Annotated in this window: 16 protein-coding genes; 8 read left to right on the plus strand and 8 right to left on the minus strand. The window is 48.1% G+C overall.

Features of this window, described 5'->3' with window-relative positions:
• Nucleotides 1–6: 6 nt before the first annotated feature.
• Nucleotides 7–1,368 (plus strand): nucleobase:cation symporter-2 family protein, encoded by a 1,362-nt coding sequence (locus F905_RS13425; protein ID WP_005181726.1) that lies wholly within the window; start codon nucleotides 7–9, stop codon nucleotides 1,366–1,368.
• A gap of 146 nt (nucleotides 1,369–1,514) precedes the next feature.
• Here F905_RS13425 and fadA read toward each other — a convergent pair whose 3' ends face one another.
• Together fadA and fadB are read right to left on the minus strand one after the other, a co-directional pair.
• The gene (gene fadA / locus F905_RS13430) at nucleotides 1,515–2,687 is read right to left on the minus strand and encodes an acetyl-CoA C-acyltransferase FadA (protein WP_004975824.1); all 1,173 of its coding nucleotides are present in this window, start codon (nucleotides 2,685–2,687) and stop codon (nucleotides 1,515–1,517) included.
• Nucleotides 2,688–2,699: 12 nt separating this feature from the next.
• On the minus strand, nucleotides 2,700–4,853 hold the full coding sequence (gene fadB, locus F905_RS13435; RefSeq protein ID WP_005181727.1) for a fatty acid oxidation complex subunit alpha FadB: 2,154 nt from the start codon (nucleotides 4,851–4,853) through the stop codon (nucleotides 2,700–2,702).
• 489 nt (nucleotides 4,854–5,342) lie between these two features.
• Here fadB and lpxO point away from each other — a divergent pair, with 489 nt between their 5' ends.
• Nucleotides 5,343–6,257, plus strand: coding sequence for a lipid A hydroxylase LpxO (gene lpxO, locus F905_RS13445; RefSeq protein WP_005181728.1), 915 nt, complete (start codon nucleotides 5,343–5,345; stop codon nucleotides 6,255–6,257).
• A 121-nt stretch (nucleotides 6,258–6,378) separates the two neighbouring features.
• Nucleotides 6,379–6,795 (plus strand): PH domain-containing protein, encoded by a 417-nt coding sequence (locus F905_RS13450; RefSeq protein ID WP_005181729.1) that lies wholly within the window; start codon nucleotides 6,379–6,381, stop codon nucleotides 6,793–6,795.
• Here F905_RS13450 and F905_RS13455 read toward each other — a convergent pair.
• Nucleotides 6,784–7,860 carry an AAA family ATPase gene (locus F905_RS13455; RefSeq protein WP_005181730.1) on the minus strand — a complete coding sequence of 359 codons (1,077 nt, stop codon included), beginning with the start codon at nucleotides 7,858–7,860 and terminating at the stop codon, nucleotides 6,784–6,786. The two genes, F905_RS13450 and F905_RS13455, sit on opposite strands and share 12 nt — an antisense overlap.
• Before the next feature lie 173 nt (nucleotides 7,861–8,033).
• On the opposite strand from F905_RS13455, the gene uvrC reads away from it, so the two are divergent.
• The 3 genes from uvrC (at nucleotide 8,034) to pgsA (ending at nucleotide 11,438) form a co-directional block, all read left to right on the plus strand.
• Nucleotides 8,034–9,833 carry an excinuclease ABC subunit UvrC gene (gene uvrC / locus F905_RS13460; protein WP_005181732.1) on the plus strand — a complete coding sequence of 600 codons (1,800 nt, stop codon included), beginning with the start codon at nucleotides 8,034–8,036 and terminating at the stop codon, nucleotides 9,831–9,833.
• A 114-nt stretch (nucleotides 9,834–9,947) separates the two neighbouring features.
• Nucleotides 9,948–10,742 carry a thioesterase family protein gene (locus tag F905_RS13465; protein ID WP_005181735.1) on the plus strand — a complete coding sequence of 265 codons (795 nt, stop codon included), beginning with the start codon at nucleotides 9,948–9,950 and terminating at the stop codon, nucleotides 10,740–10,742.
• Between the two features lie 108 nt (nucleotides 10,743–10,850).
• Nucleotides 10,851–11,438: a CDP-diacylglycerol--glycerol-3-phosphate 3-phosphatidyltransferase gene (pgsA, locus tag F905_RS13470; RefSeq protein WP_034598126.1), complete on the plus strand. Its 588-nt coding sequence runs from the start codon at nucleotides 10,851–10,853 to the stop codon at nucleotides 11,436–11,438.
• A gap of 82 nt (nucleotides 11,439–11,520) precedes the next feature.
• On the opposite strand, the gene F905_RS13475 is transcribed toward pgsA, so the two are convergent.
• Nucleotides 11,521–13,323, minus strand: coding sequence for an ABC transporter ATP-binding protein (locus tag F905_RS13475; protein WP_005181751.1), 1,803 nt, complete (start codon nucleotides 13,321–13,323; stop codon nucleotides 11,521–11,523).
• A 137-nt stretch (nucleotides 13,324–13,460) separates the two neighbouring features.
• Here F905_RS13475 and F905_RS13480 point away from each other — a divergent pair, with 137 nt between their 5' ends.
• Nucleotides 13,461–14,084, plus strand: coding sequence for an alpha-ketoglutarate-dependent dioxygenase AlkB family protein (locus F905_RS13480; protein WP_005181754.1), 624 nt, complete (start codon nucleotides 13,461–13,463; stop codon nucleotides 14,082–14,084).
• A gap of 85 nt (nucleotides 14,085–14,169) precedes the next feature.
• Here F905_RS13480 and F905_RS13485 read toward each other — a convergent pair whose 3' ends face one another.
• The 4 genes from F905_RS13485 to recN form a co-directional block, all read right to left on the minus strand.
• Complete coding sequence (locus F905_RS13485) at nucleotides 14,170–14,937, minus strand: IclR family transcriptional regulator (RefSeq protein ID WP_005181757.1); 768 nt, start codon at nucleotides 14,935–14,937, stop codon at nucleotides 14,170–14,172.
• A 119-nt stretch (nucleotides 14,938–15,056) separates the two neighbouring features.
• Nucleotides 15,057–15,497 carry a Holliday junction resolvase RuvX gene (gene ruvX / locus F905_RS13490; RefSeq protein WP_005181760.1) on the minus strand — a complete coding sequence of 147 codons (441 nt, stop codon included), beginning with the start codon at nucleotides 15,495–15,497 and terminating at the stop codon, nucleotides 15,057–15,059.
• The gene (locus F905_RS13495; RefSeq protein ID WP_005181761.1) at nucleotides 15,490–16,044 is read right to left on the minus strand and encodes a YqgE/AlgH family protein; all 555 of its coding nucleotides are present in this window, start codon (nucleotides 16,042–16,044) and stop codon (nucleotides 15,490–15,492) included. Before F905_RS13495 ends, ruvX begins: the two co-directional genes overlap by 8 nt.
• A 109-nt stretch (nucleotides 16,045–16,153) precedes the next feature.
• Nucleotides 16,154–17,818: a DNA repair protein RecN gene (gene recN / locus F905_RS13500; protein ID WP_005181764.1), complete on the minus strand. Its 1,665-nt coding sequence runs from the start codon at nucleotides 17,816–17,818 to the stop codon at nucleotides 16,154–16,156.
• 712 nt (nucleotides 17,819–18,530) lie between these two features.
• Between recN and F905_RS13505 the strand changes: the two genes are divergently transcribed.
• Nucleotides 18,531–18,854 carry a pyrimidine/purine nucleoside phosphorylase gene (locus F905_RS13505; RefSeq protein WP_005181767.1) on the plus strand — a complete coding sequence of 108 codons (324 nt, stop codon included), beginning with the start codon at nucleotides 18,531–18,533 and terminating at the stop codon, nucleotides 18,852–18,854.
• The last annotated feature ends 44 nt before the right edge of the window (nucleotides 18,855–18,898 follow it).

Below are 18,898 nucleotides of genomic sequence, written 5' to 3' on the forward strand. Positions count from 1 at the left end.
CTACATATGACAACGAGCAAACAGAATATTTCGCCCGAAGATGAATTTTTAGGGACAGGAAAAAGCCTGACTTATGGCTTACAGCATGTATTAACCATGTATGGCGGTATTGTGGCACCGCCATTAATTGTCGGCACAGCGGCCGGTTTAACTGCTGCGCAAATCGGGATTTTGATTACTGCTTCATTATTTATGGGCGGACTGGCGACCCTGTTACAAACCTTGGGGGTGAAATATTTCGGGGCACGCTTGCCACTGGTACAAGGCGTGTCCTTTGCCGGCGTAGCCACCATGGTGGGTATTGCCACCACGGGTGGCGGTTTTAATGCCATTCTGGGCGCGGTGATTGCCTCCTCCTTAATCGGGTTATTGCTGGCGCCGTTTTTTGCCAAGATTATCCGTTTCTTTCCACCGGTGGTGACCGGCTGTGTGATTACCATCATCGGCCTGTCTTTATTGCCGGTGGCCGTGCGCTGGATTATGGGTGGCAATAGCAATGCACCTGACTGGGGTTCTATGCAGAATATTGGTCTGGCCGCCATGACCCTGGGGATTTTGCTGCTTTTAAGCCGTTTTGGTTCTGAAACCATTCGCCGTACCGGAATTTTACTGGCGATTCTGATCGGTTCGATTCTGGCCTATGTCTTGGGTTTTGGCGATTTTTCCAAAGTGGGTGAGGGTGCCTGGTTTGCCTTTCCTGACTTTTTGGCTTTTGGCGCACCGACTTTTCATCTGTCTGCAATTCTGGCCATGACCATTGTGATGGTGGTGGTGTTAACTGAAACCACGGCCGATATTATTGCAGTGGGAGATATTGTCGGTGCCAAAGTCGATGACAAGCGTATTGCCAATGGCTTGCGCGCCGATATGATTTCCTCAGCAGTAGCGCCCTTCTTTGGCACCTTTATGCAAAGTGCCTTTGCTCAGAATGTGGGGTTGGTGGCGATTACCGGTGTGAAAAGCCGTTTTGTGGTAGCTGCCGGTGGCTTGATTCTGGTGATCTTGGGCTTGCTGCCGATTATGGGCCGTATTATTGCTTCCATTCCTACGCCGGTATTAGGCGGCGCTGGTCTGGTCCTATTTGGTACAGTGGCGGCCAGCGGGATTCGTACTTTATCTAAACTGGACTATAGCGACCAGAAGAATCTGATTATTGTGGCAACGTCTTTAGCCGCCGGGATGATTCCAATTATTGATCATTCTTTCTATGCCCAGTTTCCGACCTGGTTTAAAACCCTGTTCCATTCGGGCATTAGCTCGACCTGTGTGATGGCGATTTTCCTGAATATCCTGTTTAACCATCTTCATTTTGGTAAAAAGACAGTGGTTGAGCCAGTGTTAACCACAGTGGCCAAGCCGGAACATTAAGGCGATGAGCTGAAGCTTGTTTCAGTCGTGATTGAGATGCAATTTAAAAACGCCCGATGTAGCACATGGGGCGTTTTTATTAAGTGATTTCTGCGAATATAAAAAACCCCGCATTAAGCGGGGTTTTTTATCTTGGTATTTAAAGATTAAACACGCTCAATAATTGTCGCGATACCTTGACCAAGACCGATACACATGGTCGCAAGACCAATTTGGGTATCTTGTTGTTCCATCACGTTCAGCAATGTGGTGGTGATACGCGCACCTGAACAACCCAATGGGTGACCGAGTGCAATTGCACCACCGTTCAAGTTCACACGATCTTGCTGATCATAAATGCCTAAGCCTTTTAGAACAGACAGACCTTGTGCCGCAAATGCTTCGTTCAATTCAAAAGTTTGAATATCAGCAATCGACAGACCAGCGCGCTTCAGGGCTTTTTGCGTTGCAGGTACTGGACCATAACCCATAATTGCTGCATCACAGCCTGCAACCGCCATAGAGCGAATCACCGCACGTGGTTTCAAACCTAATGCTTGTGCACGTTCAGCAGACATAAGCAACATAGCAGATGCACCATCAGACAATGCTGAAGATGTTGCCGCTGTTACTGTACCGCCTTTCGGGTCAAATACAGGACGTAAAGCTTGGAATGCTTCAAGGTTAGCATCTGGACGGATCACTTCGTCGATGTCGCATAGCTGTTTAAAGCCGTTTGCGTCATGACCTTCAATGCCAATGATTTCGTTTTTAAAACGACCTTCTTGTGTTGCAGCCCATGCACGACGATGTGATTCCACACCAAAGGCATCTTGCTCTTCACGCGAAATACCGTTCATGCGACCCAACATTTCAGCAGTTAAGCCCATCATGTTTGATGCTTTGGCATAGTGCTTCGATGCAGCAGGGTTGATGTCGATACCGTGCATCATGCCCACATGGCCCATGTGCTCTACACCACCAATGATGAAAATATCACCCTGATTGGTTGCAATTTGTGCTGCAGCCGTGTGGATGGCTTGCATTGAAGAACCACACAGACGGTTTACGGTTTGACCCGCTACTGTTTTTGGAAGATCAGCCAGTAATGCAATATTACGACCAATGTTCATACCTTGTTCCAGAGTCTGGTTGACACAGCCCCAGATTACGTCTTCAACTTCGTTGACATCAAACTGGTTACGAGCAACTAAAGCACGAACCAATTCAGCCGATAGACTGTCAGCACGTACATTGCGGAACATACCGTTTTTGGTTTTACCCATTGCAGAACGTACGCCATCAACGATGACAACGTCACGTGGATTTAAAGTAGCCATTCACGTTGCTCCTTAACCGTAGAATTTTTTGTTGTTAGCAGCCATGTCACGCAACATTTGTGGCGCTTCATAAGCTTTTCCTAAGTGTGCATACTTGTCGCAAAGCGCAACGTATTCAGCAACACCTGTTTGGTCGATGTAACGGCATGGGCCACCACGGAATGGAGGGAAACCTACACCCATAATCATCGCCATATCTGCTTCAGATGGTGTTGCCACGATATTGTCTTCTAAGCAACGAACAGTTTCGTTACAGAACGCCAACATCATACGGTCAATGATTTCTTGTGCATCAAATTCGCGTTTTTCAGATGTTGCCACAGATGCCACAAGCTCGTATGCAGTTGGATCAACCACTTTGGCTTTCTTGCCTTTGCGATCCAACTCATATTTGTAGAAACCAACGTCATTTTTTTGACCAAGACGTTTGTTTTCATACATGACTTGGATTGAGCCTTTATAGTCAGGCTTCATGCGGTCAGGGAAACCTTCTGCCATAACTTCTGCACCGTGAACGCCCGTGTCGATACCGACAACGTCAATTAAGTATGCAGGGCCCATTGGCCAGCCGAATTTTTCCATGACTTTGTCGACTTGCTGGAAGTCTGCACCATCTTTAAGTAACAAGTCGAATGCACCAAAGTAAGGGAACAATACGCGGTTCACCAAGAAGCCTGGGCAGTCGTTCACAACAATTGGTGTTTTACCCATTTTCTGAGCAAGAACCACAGTGGTCGCAATTGCTTCAGGTGAAGTTTTTTCACCACGAATCACTTCAACCAATGGCATCATGTGCACTGGGTTAAAGAAGTGCATGCCGACAAAGTTTTCAGGACGTTGTAGGTTTTCAGCCAAACGTGTAATCGAAATGGTCGATGTGTTTGACGCGATAATAGTGTTTTCACGTACTGATTTTTCAGTTTCAGCCAACACAATGCCTTTGACTTTCGGATTTTCAGTCACGGCTTCAATCACGATATCCACTTCTTTAAACTCGTCATAGCTTAAAGTTGGGCGGATACGTGCCAAAGTTTCACCCATTTTGGCAGGTGTCATTTTTTTACGTTCAACTTGCTTGGTCAGCAATTTGTTTGCTTCAGACATCCCTAATGCTAATTGTGGGTTGCCGATGTCTTTCATGATAATTGGTGTGCCTTTGCTTGCCGCTTGGTAAGCAATACCACCGCCCATGATACCCGCGCCGAGTACAGCCGCTTGGTTCACAGGATGTGCACCTTTTTCATATTTTTTCGAGGTCTTTTTCACCACTTGGTCGTTGATAAACAAACCAATCAACGCACCTGCTTGAGGCGTTACAGCAGCTTTAGCAAAGCCTTCAGCTTCTGCTTTGAGTGCGTCATTACGTGGCAAGCTTGCACCAGCTTGTAAAGAATCCAGCATGAGTTTTGGTGCTGGGTATTGTGCAGGATTCGCTTTGGCTAATACCGCACCTTTCGCCGTGTTGAACGCCATCATCTGTTCCAGCGGGTTCAATTTCACCGGATCGAGTTTTTCCTGACGCTTGGCTTTCCAGTCCAGACGGCCAGCTGCTGCCTGTTTAGCTAGATCAACCGCTGCTTCAGTCAGTTTGTCCGCGGCAACAACGGCATCTACTGCACCATCTTTTAATGCTGCGGCTGGTTTTTTCGGATTGGCCATTGCCATCCATTCAACCGCATTGTCGATCCCGATTAAACGGCTTAAACGTACTGTACCACCAAAGCCCGGGAAAATTCCCAGCTTGATTTCTGGCAGGCCGACTTGCGCCTGTTCGGACATGACACGGTAGTCACAGACCAGACACATTTCAAAACCGCCACCCAGCGCCATACCATTAATGGCAGCGACTTTAGGAATATCTAGATCTTCAAAGCTGTTGAAGATGTCGTGAACAGGCAACGCCCATTCCACAATTGCTTGTTCGCCTTGTGCGAAGTTTTCACCAAACTCAGTGATATCTGCACCCACGATGAAGGTCGATTTGCCTGAAGTGACCACCAAGCCTTTAATTTCACTATTGGCTTTGACAGCGTCAATTGCAGCTTTAAAATCTTCAATCGTTGCACGGTTAAATTTGTTGACCGACTCACCTTGTAAGTCAAAGCGGAATTCTGCAATTCCGTCCGAAAGCATTTGGACGGTAATGGCATTGCCAGCGTGGATCATGCCTGATCTCCTTTATTTTGGAGGATTTCTAAGTTGATGTTGTGAAGCGAGTGTGCATTTCCCGCACACTTCTATGCCTCGCTAATCTTACGATAACTATATCGAAAAAGAACATAACAAGTTGTATCAAGCCGTGACGCAAGGGTCATCAATTTTTCTATGCCCAATCAAGGTCTTGTTCCCTTTCTTCTCCTGCTTATTTCGCTTAAAAGCAGATGAAGTACTTGTTTCAGTTTTACTTTTTTGGCGCGGTTGCCTTCTGTTTATAACGGAAAAAGCTGCTACTGCCCATGCCGGAGTTGTGGTGTTTTGGTCAAAAAAGTCAATTTGTGTGAATGGACAGGGCATTGCAAGCACCTGAACAGCGCCAGTTTTGCAACGCTGTGTCTTAAACGCCTGGCTGATTGGCCTGGCTAAATTTGTTATACTCGCCGATATTTTGGCTTGTCTGTCGTCCCTGTACAGGGCGGCAATTTCCCGGATGTTGCTATGCTTAAGTGGATTATTCTGGCCATCTTTGTCATTTCAGCGTTTTATATCCAGCAACGCGGCAAAGTTCGGCATTCGTTTTATCGTCAGTTCTTTGACCATTCGACCCTGTTCGCCCCGATTAATTTTCTGATGTACCGTTTTTCACGCGTACCGAATCAGCCCTACATCGACACCCAGCATTTTCAGGATTTAAAAGTGCTGGATGAACATTGGGAGATGATTCGCGATGAGGCCAAAGCGCTGTATGAACAAGGCGGCATCAAGGCCTCCAGCAAATATGATGATCTGGGGTTTAACTCTTTCTTTAAAACCGGCTGGAAACGCTTTTACCTGAAATGGTATGACACCGCGCATCCTTCTGCGGCCGAGCTGTGCCCGAAAACCACGGCTTTATTAAAAACCTTGCCAAGTATCAAAGCGGCAATGTTTACCGAACTGGCACCGGACAGCCGCCTGGTCCGGCATCGCGATCCTTATGCCGGTTCGCTGCGTTATCATTTGGGCTTAATGACCCCGAATGATGAGCGCTGTTTTATTGATGTCGATGGCCAGCGCTATTCATGGCGTGATGGTGAAAGTGTGGTATTTGATGAAACCTATATTCACTATGCTGAAAATGGCACTACGCAAAACCGGATTATTTTCTTTGCCGATGTCGAGCGGCCGTTAACTACCCGTTGGATGCAAAAGTTTAATCAATGGTTTGGTAAAAAGGTGATGACGGCAGCCAGCTCGCCCAATGAAGTTGGCGATCGTACCGGCGGCCTGAATAAAGTCTTTGCCTATGTTTATCAGATCCGGATTCAGGCCAAGGCCCTGAAAGCCAGAAACCGGACCCTGTATTACATTTTAAAATGGGTGCTGATGCTGGGGCTATTCTTCCTGATTTTTATCCGGCCTTATCTGTTTTAAGATGACATGCTGATCTTTTGCACTCCAACCCAAACGCCCACATGGGCGTTTTTTTCTGCACGGCCGAATACAGCAGTCCCCATAAATTTTGTGTAAGATACAGACAGTAAAGGGGAAAATAATGCAGAAATTTCGTTCCAAAATTGACTGGTGGGTGCTGGCCTTTCTGATCTGTATGACTGGGCTGCTGGTGCAATTGTTACTGACCATGCAGGCCAAAGGCACCATGCAAGCGTATCCGGTGCATACCGCGGTGTATCTGCTGACCATTGTGGTGATCTGGTGGCCGGTGTGGAATACCCGCTATCGTGTGAGCGAAGACTGCCTGACCATCCGCTGCCTGTTTTTAAGCTGGCGCATCCCATTGGCGCAGATTCAAAAAGTATCACCGACCAATAACTCGGTGGCATCTCCGGCCATGTCCTTAAAACGCTTAAAGATTGACTATCAGCAAGATGGCGTGAACAAGTTTGTGCTGGTGTCGCCGCGGCATCCGGAGCAATTCTGCGCCGCGATTAAACAGCCTTTATCGTCCTGATTCAGTGCTGGTCGCTGGGTCCGGCTGAATCAACAGCTGCTGATCCTGACAGTCCAGACACAGACTAAGCTGCTCTGGATGACTGAGGAAATACAGCGCCAGAATCGGTTCCAGTTCGGTGCGCATGCGGCGGCCCAAATGCCGGGCGCCATAGCGAATATCATGTCCTTGATAAAAATAAGCCTTGGCGGCATCGGTCAGCTGCACCTGACGTTTCTGATGCTGCAGGCGTTTGTTCAGTTTTTCCAGTTCAATCTCGACCAGTTGCGGCAGGGCATTTTCCTGGACCGGCGCATAATGCAGGGTCCGGTCAATCCGGTTGAGAAATTCCGGATCAAAACGGCGCTGCATCACCTTTTCAATAATCTGTCTGGCCGGCAGACGTTTTAGACAGAGGTCCTGCATTTTTTTCGGGAACAGATTCAGCTTGTCCAGATATTGCTGCGCAGCTTGGGCACCGACATTACTGGTCATGAAAATCATGCAATTGCGAAAGTCGATGGTTTTGGTGCCAGAAGTCAGGGTCAGTTTGCCGGTGTCCAGCACATTCATTAGCCCGCGCAGTACTTCAGTCGAGGCTTTTTCCAGTTCATCAAACAGCACAATGCCGGGGCGGGTGTGACTGCCTGCAATCGCAGTTTCATCAAACAGGCTATGGCCTTCCTTGGAGCCAACATAGCCCGGCGGTGCACCGGTGAGTGCTGCTGCATAATGTTCCTGTGCCAGCGTGTTCATATCAATCCGGCAAAAAGCATCCGGGCGGCCATAAATCGCTTCACTGATCAGCCGGACAGTTTCAGTTTTACCGACGCCAGTTGGCCCCAGCATTAGCGTCACCGACAGCGGACGTTCCGGGCTGGAAAAATCTGCCTTGACCACATGCAGCATTTTTTCAATTTCATTTAAGGCTGTGTCCTGTCCAATAATCCGGGTTCTGAGCAGCTGCATCACTTCACGCGGTTCAAAATGAAAGCGCGGTTTGCCAATCAGGCGGTCTTTTTCCGATGCCGCATGTGTTGAGGTGGCCGGCTGAATAATATGCATGGCAGAGTGGGCGGTGTGCATAAACTGAATCCTGAGCGGGACAAGCTGTTCAGCATAGCAAAATTTGCCTGTGGCACTAAGACTTTGTAGCAATCATGTCATTTCTGCCGGCATGCTTGCGCGGCAATGCTTGAAAATAGCAGAATCACCATCACATCATGCTAGAGCAGACGAGATCGATAAATAGGCTGAATGTGAACGAAAACGCACGCGAACATATTGTCAAAATTCTGGCCAATATGACCACCTTGCCCGGTATTTACCGCATGCTGGGTAAAGATGGGGAACTGTTATATGTGGGCAAGGCCAAGAATCTTAAAAATCGCGTGTCCAGCTATTTCGTGAAAACCATCGAACATCCGAAAACCCAGGCGCTGGTGGCGCGGATTTATGATATTGAAACGCTGGTGGTACGCTCTGAAACCGAAGCCTTGCTGCTGGAACAGAACCTGATCAAGCTGCATCGGCCGCCGTATAACATCATGCTGCGCGATGACAAATCTTATGTCTATATTTTTGTCTCCAGTGACAAGCCTTATCCGCGGATTGCCAGTGGCCGTGGCAAAGGCAAGCATCAGGTCGGTAAATTTTTCGGGCCTTATCCAAGTGCCTACAACGCCCGCGATACTTTAATCGTGCTGCAAAAGCTGTTTAATGTGCGCCAGTGCGAAAACAGCTATTTTTCCCAGCGCAAACGTCCCTGCCTGCAATATCAGATCAAACGCTGTTCGGCGCCTTGTGTCGGGCTGATTTCACCGGAAGCCTACCAGGAAGATGTGCAGAACTCGATCCGTTTTTTACAGGGCGATACCCGTGAACTGAATCAGGAACTGATTGCCAAAATGGAAGCCGCGGCTGAAGCACTGGAATTTGAAAAAGCGGTGTTTTATCGGGACCGAATGGCCTTGCTGCGCGATGTACAGGCACAACAGGCCATTTATAAGGTCAAAGGCGAAGCCGATATTCTGGCAATTGCCTATCAGGCTGGGGTGACCTGTGTGCAGATTATGCATGTGCGCAATGGCAAGATGCTGGGCGGGAAAAGCTATTTCCCGGATATGCTCGGAGATGATCAGGGCCAGATGTTGTCCGATTTTATCGCCAACTTCTATTTTCAGGTCGCCGATGAAGTACCGGCCGAGCTGATTGTCAATGTAGAACTGCCAGATGCCAAAGAGCTGGAGCAGGCGCTACAGCAGCAGTTTCAGCAGAAAGTCCAGATCAAGCACAAAGTCCGCGAAACCCGGGCCGAATGGCAAGAACTGGCACAAATGAACGTGCAACACGCGATTAAAGGCAAGCTGGCCAATCACTTCGAGTTGAATGAGCGTTTTCATCAGCTGGAGCAGGTGGTGGGGCGTCCTATTGACCGGATTGAATGTTTTGATATTTCCCACACCATGGGCGAAGCGACCGTGGCGTCTTGTGTGGTGTTTGATTCGGGCGGTGCGCGCAAACGCGATTATCGCCAGTTTTCCATCAATGACATTACCGAAGGCGATGACTATGCCGCAATGCGTCAGGCCCTGACCCGACGTTATAAAAAAGCCATGCTGCCGGATTTGCTGCTGATTGATGGCGGTAAAGGCCAGCTGCATATGGCGATGGAAGTGATGCAGGAACTGGGACTGGAAGCCTTTATGGTCGGCGTGTCCAAAGGCGAGGGGCGTAAACCCGGACTGGAAACCTTGCATTTTACCGATGGCAGCAAAATCCAGCTGCCGGAAGACCATAAAGCCCTGCATCTGATTCAGCAGGTACGGGATGAAGCGCACCGTTTTGCCATTACCCGGCATCGGGCCAAACGTGATAAAAAACGTGGCAGTTCGGTGCTGGAAGTGATTCCCGGCCTGGGACCAAAACGCCGCCGTGATTTGCTGACCCATTTTGGCGGGATTCAGGGCGTGCTAAAAGCCTCGGAAAAAGACCTGATGCTGGTACCGGGACTGGGGCAGGTCATGGCGCGGACCATCTATAAAATTCTGCACGAATAAGTCCGGCATATTTGACCTATTGGCAAAAATAGTCACTGGCCAGTATACGATTGACCATTCACATCCACACTGAAAAGCTGCAAGATGAAGCGCACTCAATAAAAAGGAAAATATATGTCGCTGCGTTCTGTATTTGCCGCAATCGAGCAGGATGAATGGATTCAGATTCCAACAGGCTGGTTACAGGGCCGAACCATCTATGGCGGACTGGTGGCCGGACTGATGATGCAGAAAGCCCTTTCGGTGATTGCCGACCCGGATAAACGTCTGCTCAGTGCATCGGTGACCTTTGTCGGGCCGGTGCGGGAAGACCGGGCCAGAATCAGTGCAGAAATTTTGCGACAGGGCAAGTCGGTGACCACGCTGGAAGTGCGCTTATGGCAGGATGATGCGGTACAAAGCATCTTGCTGGCCAGCTTTGGCGCGGCGCGTGAGTCCACTATTCAGGTACAGCAGGAACCGGTGGCGCCGGATTATCCTGCACCAGCGCAGCTTAACTATTTACCGGTGCATCAGCTGATGCCGGAATGTTATCAGCAGTTTGAGGTGTGCTGGGCCGAAGGCGATTATCCGTGTACCGGCAGCCAGCAGTCCGATTTTGGTGGCTGGTGCCGCTATACGCCAGAAAAACATGCCAACCGCGACTTTACTGTGGCCGATCTGGTCACACTGATGGACATTTGGCCACCGGGTGTACTGCCTTTATTTAAAACCTTGTCACCGGCCAGTTCGCTGACCTGGCATATTACTTATGTGCATCCGATCCGCCACCAAGTGCATGATTGGTTTAAATATAAAGTGATTACTGAGCATGCGGCAGATGGCTATTCTACTGAAATGGCGCATCTTTGGGATGCTGAAAACCGGCTGATTGCCATTTCGCGGCAAACCGTAACGGTCTTTGCCTAGTGACACTTTCTGCCATTTCGTATAAAGTGAAGCCTATTAACGATGGATAAACCCTCAAAAAATATGTGCATTTAGCTCGTGCATAACGGGGAAGCATTGGCGGTGTCTATGACAACAGGTCGAATCCTGAACATTCCAAATATTTTAACTTTAGCGCGTATAGCCTTAATTCCCGTATTTTTATTGGTGGCCTACTGGCCGCCTGCCATGGGAATCCATGATCATGATGCAGGGATGACCCGGCATCTGATTCTGACCGCTATTTTTGTGATTGCTGCCGTCACTGACTGGTTTGATGGCTATCTGGCACGAACCTTAAACCAGACCTCAGCCTTTGGCCGTTTCCTGGATCCGGTGGCGGATAAACTGATGGTGGCAGCCGCCCTGATTGTCTTGGTGCAATGGCAGCCGACCATTTCCATGGCCTTTGCCGCGATTGTAATTATTTCACGTGAAATTACCGTGTCGGCCTTGCGTGAATGGATGGCAGAACTTGGCGCGCGTACCAGCGTGGCGGTCTCTACCGTCGGGAAATATAAAACTGCATTTCAGATGATTGCGATTTCCGTGTTCTTGCTGAACTGGGAGCCACTGGAATTGCTTGGTTATGCCTTACTCTATACTGCGGTGGTGCTGACTTTGTGGTCGATGTTTATTTATTTAAAAGCCGCCTGGCCGTATTTAAAACAGCCTTAAGGCAAAAAAGCTCCTGTACAGGAGCTTTTTTTATGGATTAAAAAATACAGAATCATTCCTTCATCTTTAACCGGATTGCGGTTTAACTATGGGTTTCTTCTTCTGCGTCATCTTCAAAGGTTCGGGCAATCTTTTCAATATTCAGGCTTTTGGCCATCGCATCAAAAATTTCTTTATAGACACCGTCCTGATGGTAGAGCGTGTCATGTTCGCCGTGTTCGGCAATCGCGCCTTCTTTCATGACATAGGTGTAATCGGCATCAATAATCTGCGACAGACTGTGTGAGATAATCACCACGGTACGGCCCTGTTTAATTTCATCCAGACTCTGCTTGATCTGCTCGGTGGCAATGGCATCCAGACTGGCGGTTGGTTCATCCAGAAAAATAATCGGTGGATTTTTCAGGAACATCCGCGCCAGTGCAATCCGCTGCTGCTGACCGCCCGAGAGCATCAGGGCATCACTGTCATAGCCTTGCGGGAGCTGCAAAATCTGCTCATGAATCGAGGCTTTCTGGGCGGCCTGTATCACTTCTTCCTGAGAAGCATCGGTTTTGCCATAGCGGATATTGTCAAAAATACTGCCCTGGAAAATATGGTTTTTTTGCAGCACCAGCCCGATATGGTCACGCAGGTATTGGGTGTCGATGTCTTTTAAATCCACTCCATCTAACTGAATGCTGCCCTGCTGTGGTTCATAGAATTTATCCAGCAGGCTGATCAGGGTCGATTTCCCTGCACCGGACAGGCCGACCAGTGCGGTAATCTTGTTGGGCTGAATGCACATCTCGATATTTTTTAAGGCATGATGCCCGTTCGGATAATAAAACTCGACCCCGCTTAAATTGAATTGCCCGCGAATTACCGGTTTTTGTGCACCGCTGGCTTCAATTTCATCATCGGCCTCCAGAATCTGGAAAAAGCTTTCCGAGTAGATCATGGCATCATTCACTTCATCATAAATCCGGTGCAGTGAACGGATTGGTGCCGACACGTTATTAAACAGCAACACGTGATACATGATCATGCCGATACTCATCTGGCCATCCAGCACAAAATAGGCAGTCAGGATAATAATCAGCACAATTCCGATCTGTTCAATAAAGGTTTTCAGGCCATCAAACAGGAAGCTGGTCTGCCGGGTATGCATCTGGTTATCGGTCAGTTCCTTTTGCAGTTTTAGCTGTTTGTCCGATTCGATATGTTCCCGGTTAAAGGATTTGATCACGGTAATCGAGTTGATAATACTCAGAATACCCTGGCTTTTCCGTTCGCGGCCATCACGTAAATTGCGGCGCCAGCTGCCAAGTTTCTGGGCCTGTTTATAGGTCAGCCAGAAGTAAATGGGCACAATGGCCGAGGCCACCAGTCCGACATAGAAATTGGCCCAGTACATCAGCCCTAAGGCAATAATCGCGCTGGTAAATAACGGTAAAATATCAATAAAAAAGATTTGTACCAGCCGGGTGAGGGAGCCAATGCCGCGGTCAATCCGGGTTTGCAGCTTGCCGGCCTGATTGTTATCCTGATTAAAAAACGCCAGCCGGTAAGTCAGGAACTTCTCAATAATGCCTTGAGCCAAATCCTGCGACACAAAAATCCGCAGTTTTTCACCATAAAATTTCTGCCCGAATTGGACAAAGGCATTAATGATTTCCTTGCCCAGTAAAATGGCGCTAATGGTTATCAGAATCTGCCAGCCTTCAGCCAGCCCCTGACCGGCTTCTACCAGCCGGTTAATGCTGTCGACGGCATATTGCAGGGTCAGGGCATTGACCTGTGCGGTCAGAGAACCAATTAAAGTCAGAATCAGCGTGGCAATCACCAGCAGCCGATACGGCCGCACAAAGGGCTTGAGCTTCTGAAAGAGCTGCCATAAGTTCATAAGCAATTATTTTTTATTCTAAAACCTGTTTTTCAGTCTATGTCGATTTGGCGTGGCTCACAAGCACAGAGAATGTTTTGATTTGTGAAGCCGTTTTGGGTTTAAACTGAAGTTCCGCTTCGCAGGAAAACGCCACAATGAATCTGGAACTGTTTCCGCCCGAGCCGCGGCAGAATCTGTTGCCCTATGAGGGGATCGTGCAGGATTATGGGCTGATTCTGTCCGCTGAGGACAGTCACGCTTACTTGCAGCAATGTTTACAGCAGCTGGCCTGGCAAGCCGATGAAGTCACCTTATTTGGCAAACATTATGTCACCGCGCGGAAAATTGCCTGGTATGGTGATGAGTATTATCAGTATCGTTATTCGGGCAGTTTGAAGCAGGCGCAGCGTTGGCATCCGGCTTTGTGGCAGTTAAAACAGCAGATTGAACAGATCGTGGGACATCCATTTAATTCCTGTTTAGCCAATTTATATGCAGATGGCAGTCAGGGACTGGGCTGGCACAGTGATGATGAACCGAGTCTGGTCGCATCTCCGAGTGCAGAAACGGTGATTGCTTCTTTAAGTCTGGGGGCCACCCGTAAATTCAGTTTTAAGCATAAACACAGCGCAGCAAAAGTCGAACTGCTGCTACAGAGTGGTCAATTAATTGTGATGCGCGGGCAGACCCAGCGCTACTGGAAGCACAGCCTGCCCAAATCCAGCCGTGTGGTGGCGCCACGAATCAATTTAACCTTTCGCTATTTTTATCCACTCTAATGCTGGTTGTGATCCAAAGGCCGGGCAGGGCAGAGACTTATCTCACCACGCTGATCTTAATAGCTGTGTTTTGATAAAGATCAAGTTAAGCGTGTGGATTCAGGCTTTCAACTTTCTGTTCAATCAGTGCGGCATTTTCCTGCAAAATGGCAATCAGCTTTTCGACATTAACAAATTCAAAGCGGTTTTTGGAGGCCAGCAAGGTCAAGGTGAACGGCGCTGTTTTATTGGAGAGTCTGATCGGCACCGACAAGCCGGCCAGTTGCGGTTCCAGTTCACCACTAGAATAGTAATAACCCTGTTTTTTGATCTTTTTCATTTTGCTGATGAACTCGGCTTCATCCTGGGCAAAACCGGACTGACGGAACTGCACGGCAAAACGCTGATAATAATTCAGCATTTTCTGTTTTGGTAAATGCGCCAGCATGATTTTCGGTGAAGAGCCCATATACACCGGACGTGGGCAGCCGCGGCCATAGGACAGCAGATTCATATGCTGGAACACTTCATCATGCAGGTCGATACAGGCATCCTGATTCAGATAGGTCAGTACGCAGCAAAATTCGGTACGCTGCACAATATCCTGCATAAACGGAATGCTGATTTGCACCAGTGGATCGGTGGTGCGGGAAATATAATCCAGCACTGCAATTTTCGAGCCGAGGGTGTAATCGCCCGAAGTCCCACTTAAACGCTGCAATAATTCGGCCGAAACCAGTTCTTTTAAATAGCGGTAGCTGGTCGGTTTGGACAGGCCCAGTTCTTCACTGATCATATCGACATTAATCACCGGACGTGACACTGAAAATAAATTCAGAACCATCAAAATTTTGCCAAAACTCGATATTGCCATCAGCGATTACTCTACAACGTAAAAAAAGATCAATGAAAAAATCCGGTACTGACTATCATAACAGACCGGATTGAGCTGAAAACCAAGAGAAAGGGGATTTGGACGTCAACAGCGAGATTTTAAGGCTGGACGCCTTGCGGATAACGATACCAGCTTTCAATGAACAGGGCGGCCGCAATACTGTCGGCGGCAATTTTTTTACCGCGTCCCTGAGCCTGATAATGATCCAGTTCATCACGGGCTTCACGCGTGGTCAAACGCTCGTCCACCATCAGGGTTTCGATATTGGTCTGATGACGTAAACGTCGGGCAAACTTGCGCGCCCGGGTCGACAGCTCTGACTCGCTATCATCCATGTTCAGTGGCAAGCCAACCAGAAATAAATTTGGCTGATATTGTTTCACCAGTTTCAGCAGTTCATCCCAGTTTGGAATACCATCTTTCATGGGAAACAGGGCCAGCGGCGTGGCGCTTTCGATCAGGGATTGACCCACCGCCATGCCCATTTTCTGGGTGCCAAAATCGAAGGCCATAATCATGTGTGCAGCAGACTCAGGCATGGCCAATCTCTGATGCAAGCCAGGTGCGGTCAATTCCGATTTTCCGGTAGGCGGCATCCCAACGGTCGCTATAGGGCAGATTAAAAATCAGATCCATATCTGAATCGCAGATCAGCCAGTCACCACGCGAAATTTCTTCTTCCAGCTGGTTTTTACTCCAGCTGGCATAGCCGAGGGCAATCTGGTAACGGCCTACGCCTTCGTTATGCGCAATGGCATCCAGAATATCTTTGGAGGTGGTAATACAGACATTTTCACCAACCGCAATGGATGAATGCCAGGTTGGCTGGCCAGTATGCAGCACAAATCCAGCTTCCGGACGCAGCGGCCCGCCTTGCAGCACTTCATGTGGATGGACATGATCGGCTTCAATATCCAGATCATTCAGTAATTCTTTAATTTGAATCCCTGCCGGACGATTGAGAATAATGCCTTGCGCCCCGTCTTCATCATGACGCGCCAAATAAATGACAGTATTCGCAAAAAAGTCATCATTTATCTCGGGTGGCGCAATAAGACAGCGATGTGTCAGATATTGTTTGGTCACCTAAGCCTTTCTCCTAAAATGTATGTTCTGATATAGATATAGGTCTTAATCATCACGTTACAAGAGGATTGCTATTTCACCAAACATTTTTTGTGGTTTTTCAGTGATTTTATGCGCCAGATTGAAACTTGAGCTGACGTAACTGCTTGGCATGCTGCAAGGTGGTTTCGTTAATTTCGACGCCACCAGTCATCCGTGCCAGTTCCAGAATCCGCTCTTCTTCTTGCAGCATTAAAATAGTACTACTGGCCGGATCAGTCTGCTGTTTCTTCACCAGCAGGTGCTGGTCAGACTGAGCCGCAACCTGCGCCTGATGGGTAATACACAGAATTTGTACGTGCTGCCCCAGACCGGCCAGTAAACGCCCCACAATTTCTGCAGTACCACCACTAATCCCGACATCAATTTCGTCAAACACCAGCACTTCTGCTTCGGTTTTTTCAGCATTCATGACCTGCATCACCAGCGCAATACGCGACAGTTCACCGCCCGAAGCGACACGCGCCAGTGGTTGTGCTGGAATGCCTTTATTGGCCGTAAACAGCAGCTGGATAAAGCTTAAGCCTTCACTCGATGGCTGCTCTAAAGGCTCAAATTTAAATTCAAAATGTGCTTCCGGTAAGGCCAGTTGTTTCACCTGTTCGGTCAGCTGTTTGGCCAGCGGTCCGGCCGCTTCACGTCGAATCTGGTCTAAATGTTCGGCCTTGGCCAAAAAGTCCTGATAGGACACTTCGACCTGTTCGGCCAAGGTTTCCGGATCTTCCAGCTGATGCAGCTGTTCCAGCTCGGCCTGCCAGTTGTCATATTCGGTTTTCAATAATTCTGGCTGGGTGCGATATTTACGGGCCAGACGATGGAAAATTTCCAGTTTGGAATTCAGTTCTTCCATCCGCTCCGGATCGAAACTCTGCCGGTCAATAAAATGACGCAAACTGGCGGTGGCATCTTCAATTTCACTTTGCGCATTCAGCAGGGAAGTATAAATTTCTGACAGCTGTTCACTGCGGCCGGCATGGCTTTCCAGACGCCGTAAAATCGAGGACAGTTCCTGGCTCAGGTTTGGCTCTGCTTCATCCAGCCCGTTCAGACTATAGGCACAATCCTGCATAATCGCTTCATGATGGCTTAAGCGATCAAATTCCTGTTCAATATCGGCATAATCGACCTGGACCACTTCTTCTAATTCTTCCAGCTGCAATTCCAGTGTGTCGATGCGCTGTTTACGCGTCGCCTGGGCATCCAAAGCCGCCTGATGCTGGCGAATATCTTTTTGCCACTGGCTATAGGCATCGCGTACGGCCTGGGCTGGCGCATAAAAATTGCTATAACGATCCAGCCAGTGTTTTGGATAAGGCGGTTCTAACAGCTGCTGCTGGCTGTGCTGGCTATACAGCTGCACCAGCAAACGGCCAATTTCTTTGAGCTCAGACAGACTGCTCGGACGGCCGTTAATCCAGGCCTTGCTGCGTCCGGTGGCGAAAATTACCCGGCGTAAATGAATTTCGCCCGATTCATCATCCAGTTCCTGCTGTTTTAGCCACTCAGCTTCTGGACTGCCGTCATGATAACTGAAGGTGGCAGTGACATCGGCTTTGTCTGCGCCATAACGGACATAATTGGTGTCGGTGCGTTCGCCCAGACAGGCCGAAAGCGCATCCAGTAATAATGATTTTCCGGCACCTGTTTCCCCGGTCAGGACGTTAAAACCAGATTCAATATCAATGGCTAAACGGTCGGCTAAGGCAAAATTGATCAGGATTAAATGTGTCAGCATAAACGCATCCAGGCTGCGAAAAGTTTGAGTTGAAGAATGTCAGGTTGGGCAGTGCAAAGCATTGCCCTTTATTTTAAGCAACTGAAAAAACACAATCATTCTAGCTTAATTTTTGCAGAAAAATAAAACTTCTCGGTACAGAATATTCAGCGGCATGCTGTGAGCAGAGGTTCTACATCCACCATGTAGATCAAGTCGCTACCGTTGCAATCGAAAGATCAGCTGTTATCTTCATCTGAAACAGAAAACTGTGTCCAGTTTCATGTGCTTGCAATACAGCGTCGGCAGAATGTTGCATAACTTTATCTGCCAATCATCAAAATTTTTTGTGATTATCAGATAAGCTGAAAACGAGCAGAAAAGCGCTCACTATATTTAGAGATTCAGATGAAAATCAGTCAGATGCATAACCCGAATTGAACCAGTTCGGCGCAGGATTTGTCAGGCTGAAAATACAGATGGTCGGAGAGTGCAATGGGGGCGTTGAACTTTAGTTCATCTGCGATTAAAAGGTATTTGTACTTGCCTGAAAGTTGATTTAGACTCTCGCAAAAATGAGGTGAATTTATTCGCGTGCCAGGCAAAATGACTTGCCTGAAACGACAGGAAATAGAGTGATTTACCTTAGATGAAGATTGATTGATTAGTTCAGTAGGCAGCATTACACTACCTCAATCATAAAATATAAAAACGCGTTAGCTGGAGAATACGCATGTCAGCTCAGTTTGATCATGTATCAGTGGTAAAAAAATCCAATGTTTATTTTGGCGGGCTCTGCATTAGTCATACGGTGCAATTTGAAGATGGCACCAAAAAGACGCTGGGTGTGATTTTACCGACTGAACAAGCCTTAACTTTCGAAACGCATGTTCCTGAACGGATGGAAATTATTTCAGGTGAATGTCGTGTGCAAATCGCCGATAGTGAAGAAAGTGAGCTTTTCCGCGCTGGTCAGTCTTTTTATGTACCGGGCAACAGCCGTTTTAAGATTGAAACTGATGATGTACTGGACTACGTTTGTCATTTAGAAGGCTAAGCATTTTTAGCCCAAATCGGTTAAACTAGGCCGACACAGAAATC

Source organism: Acinetobacter sp. CIP 53.82 (assembly GCF_000369465.1).
GTDB lineage: Bacteria > Pseudomonadota > Gammaproteobacteria > Pseudomonadales > Moraxellaceae > Acinetobacter > Acinetobacter indicus.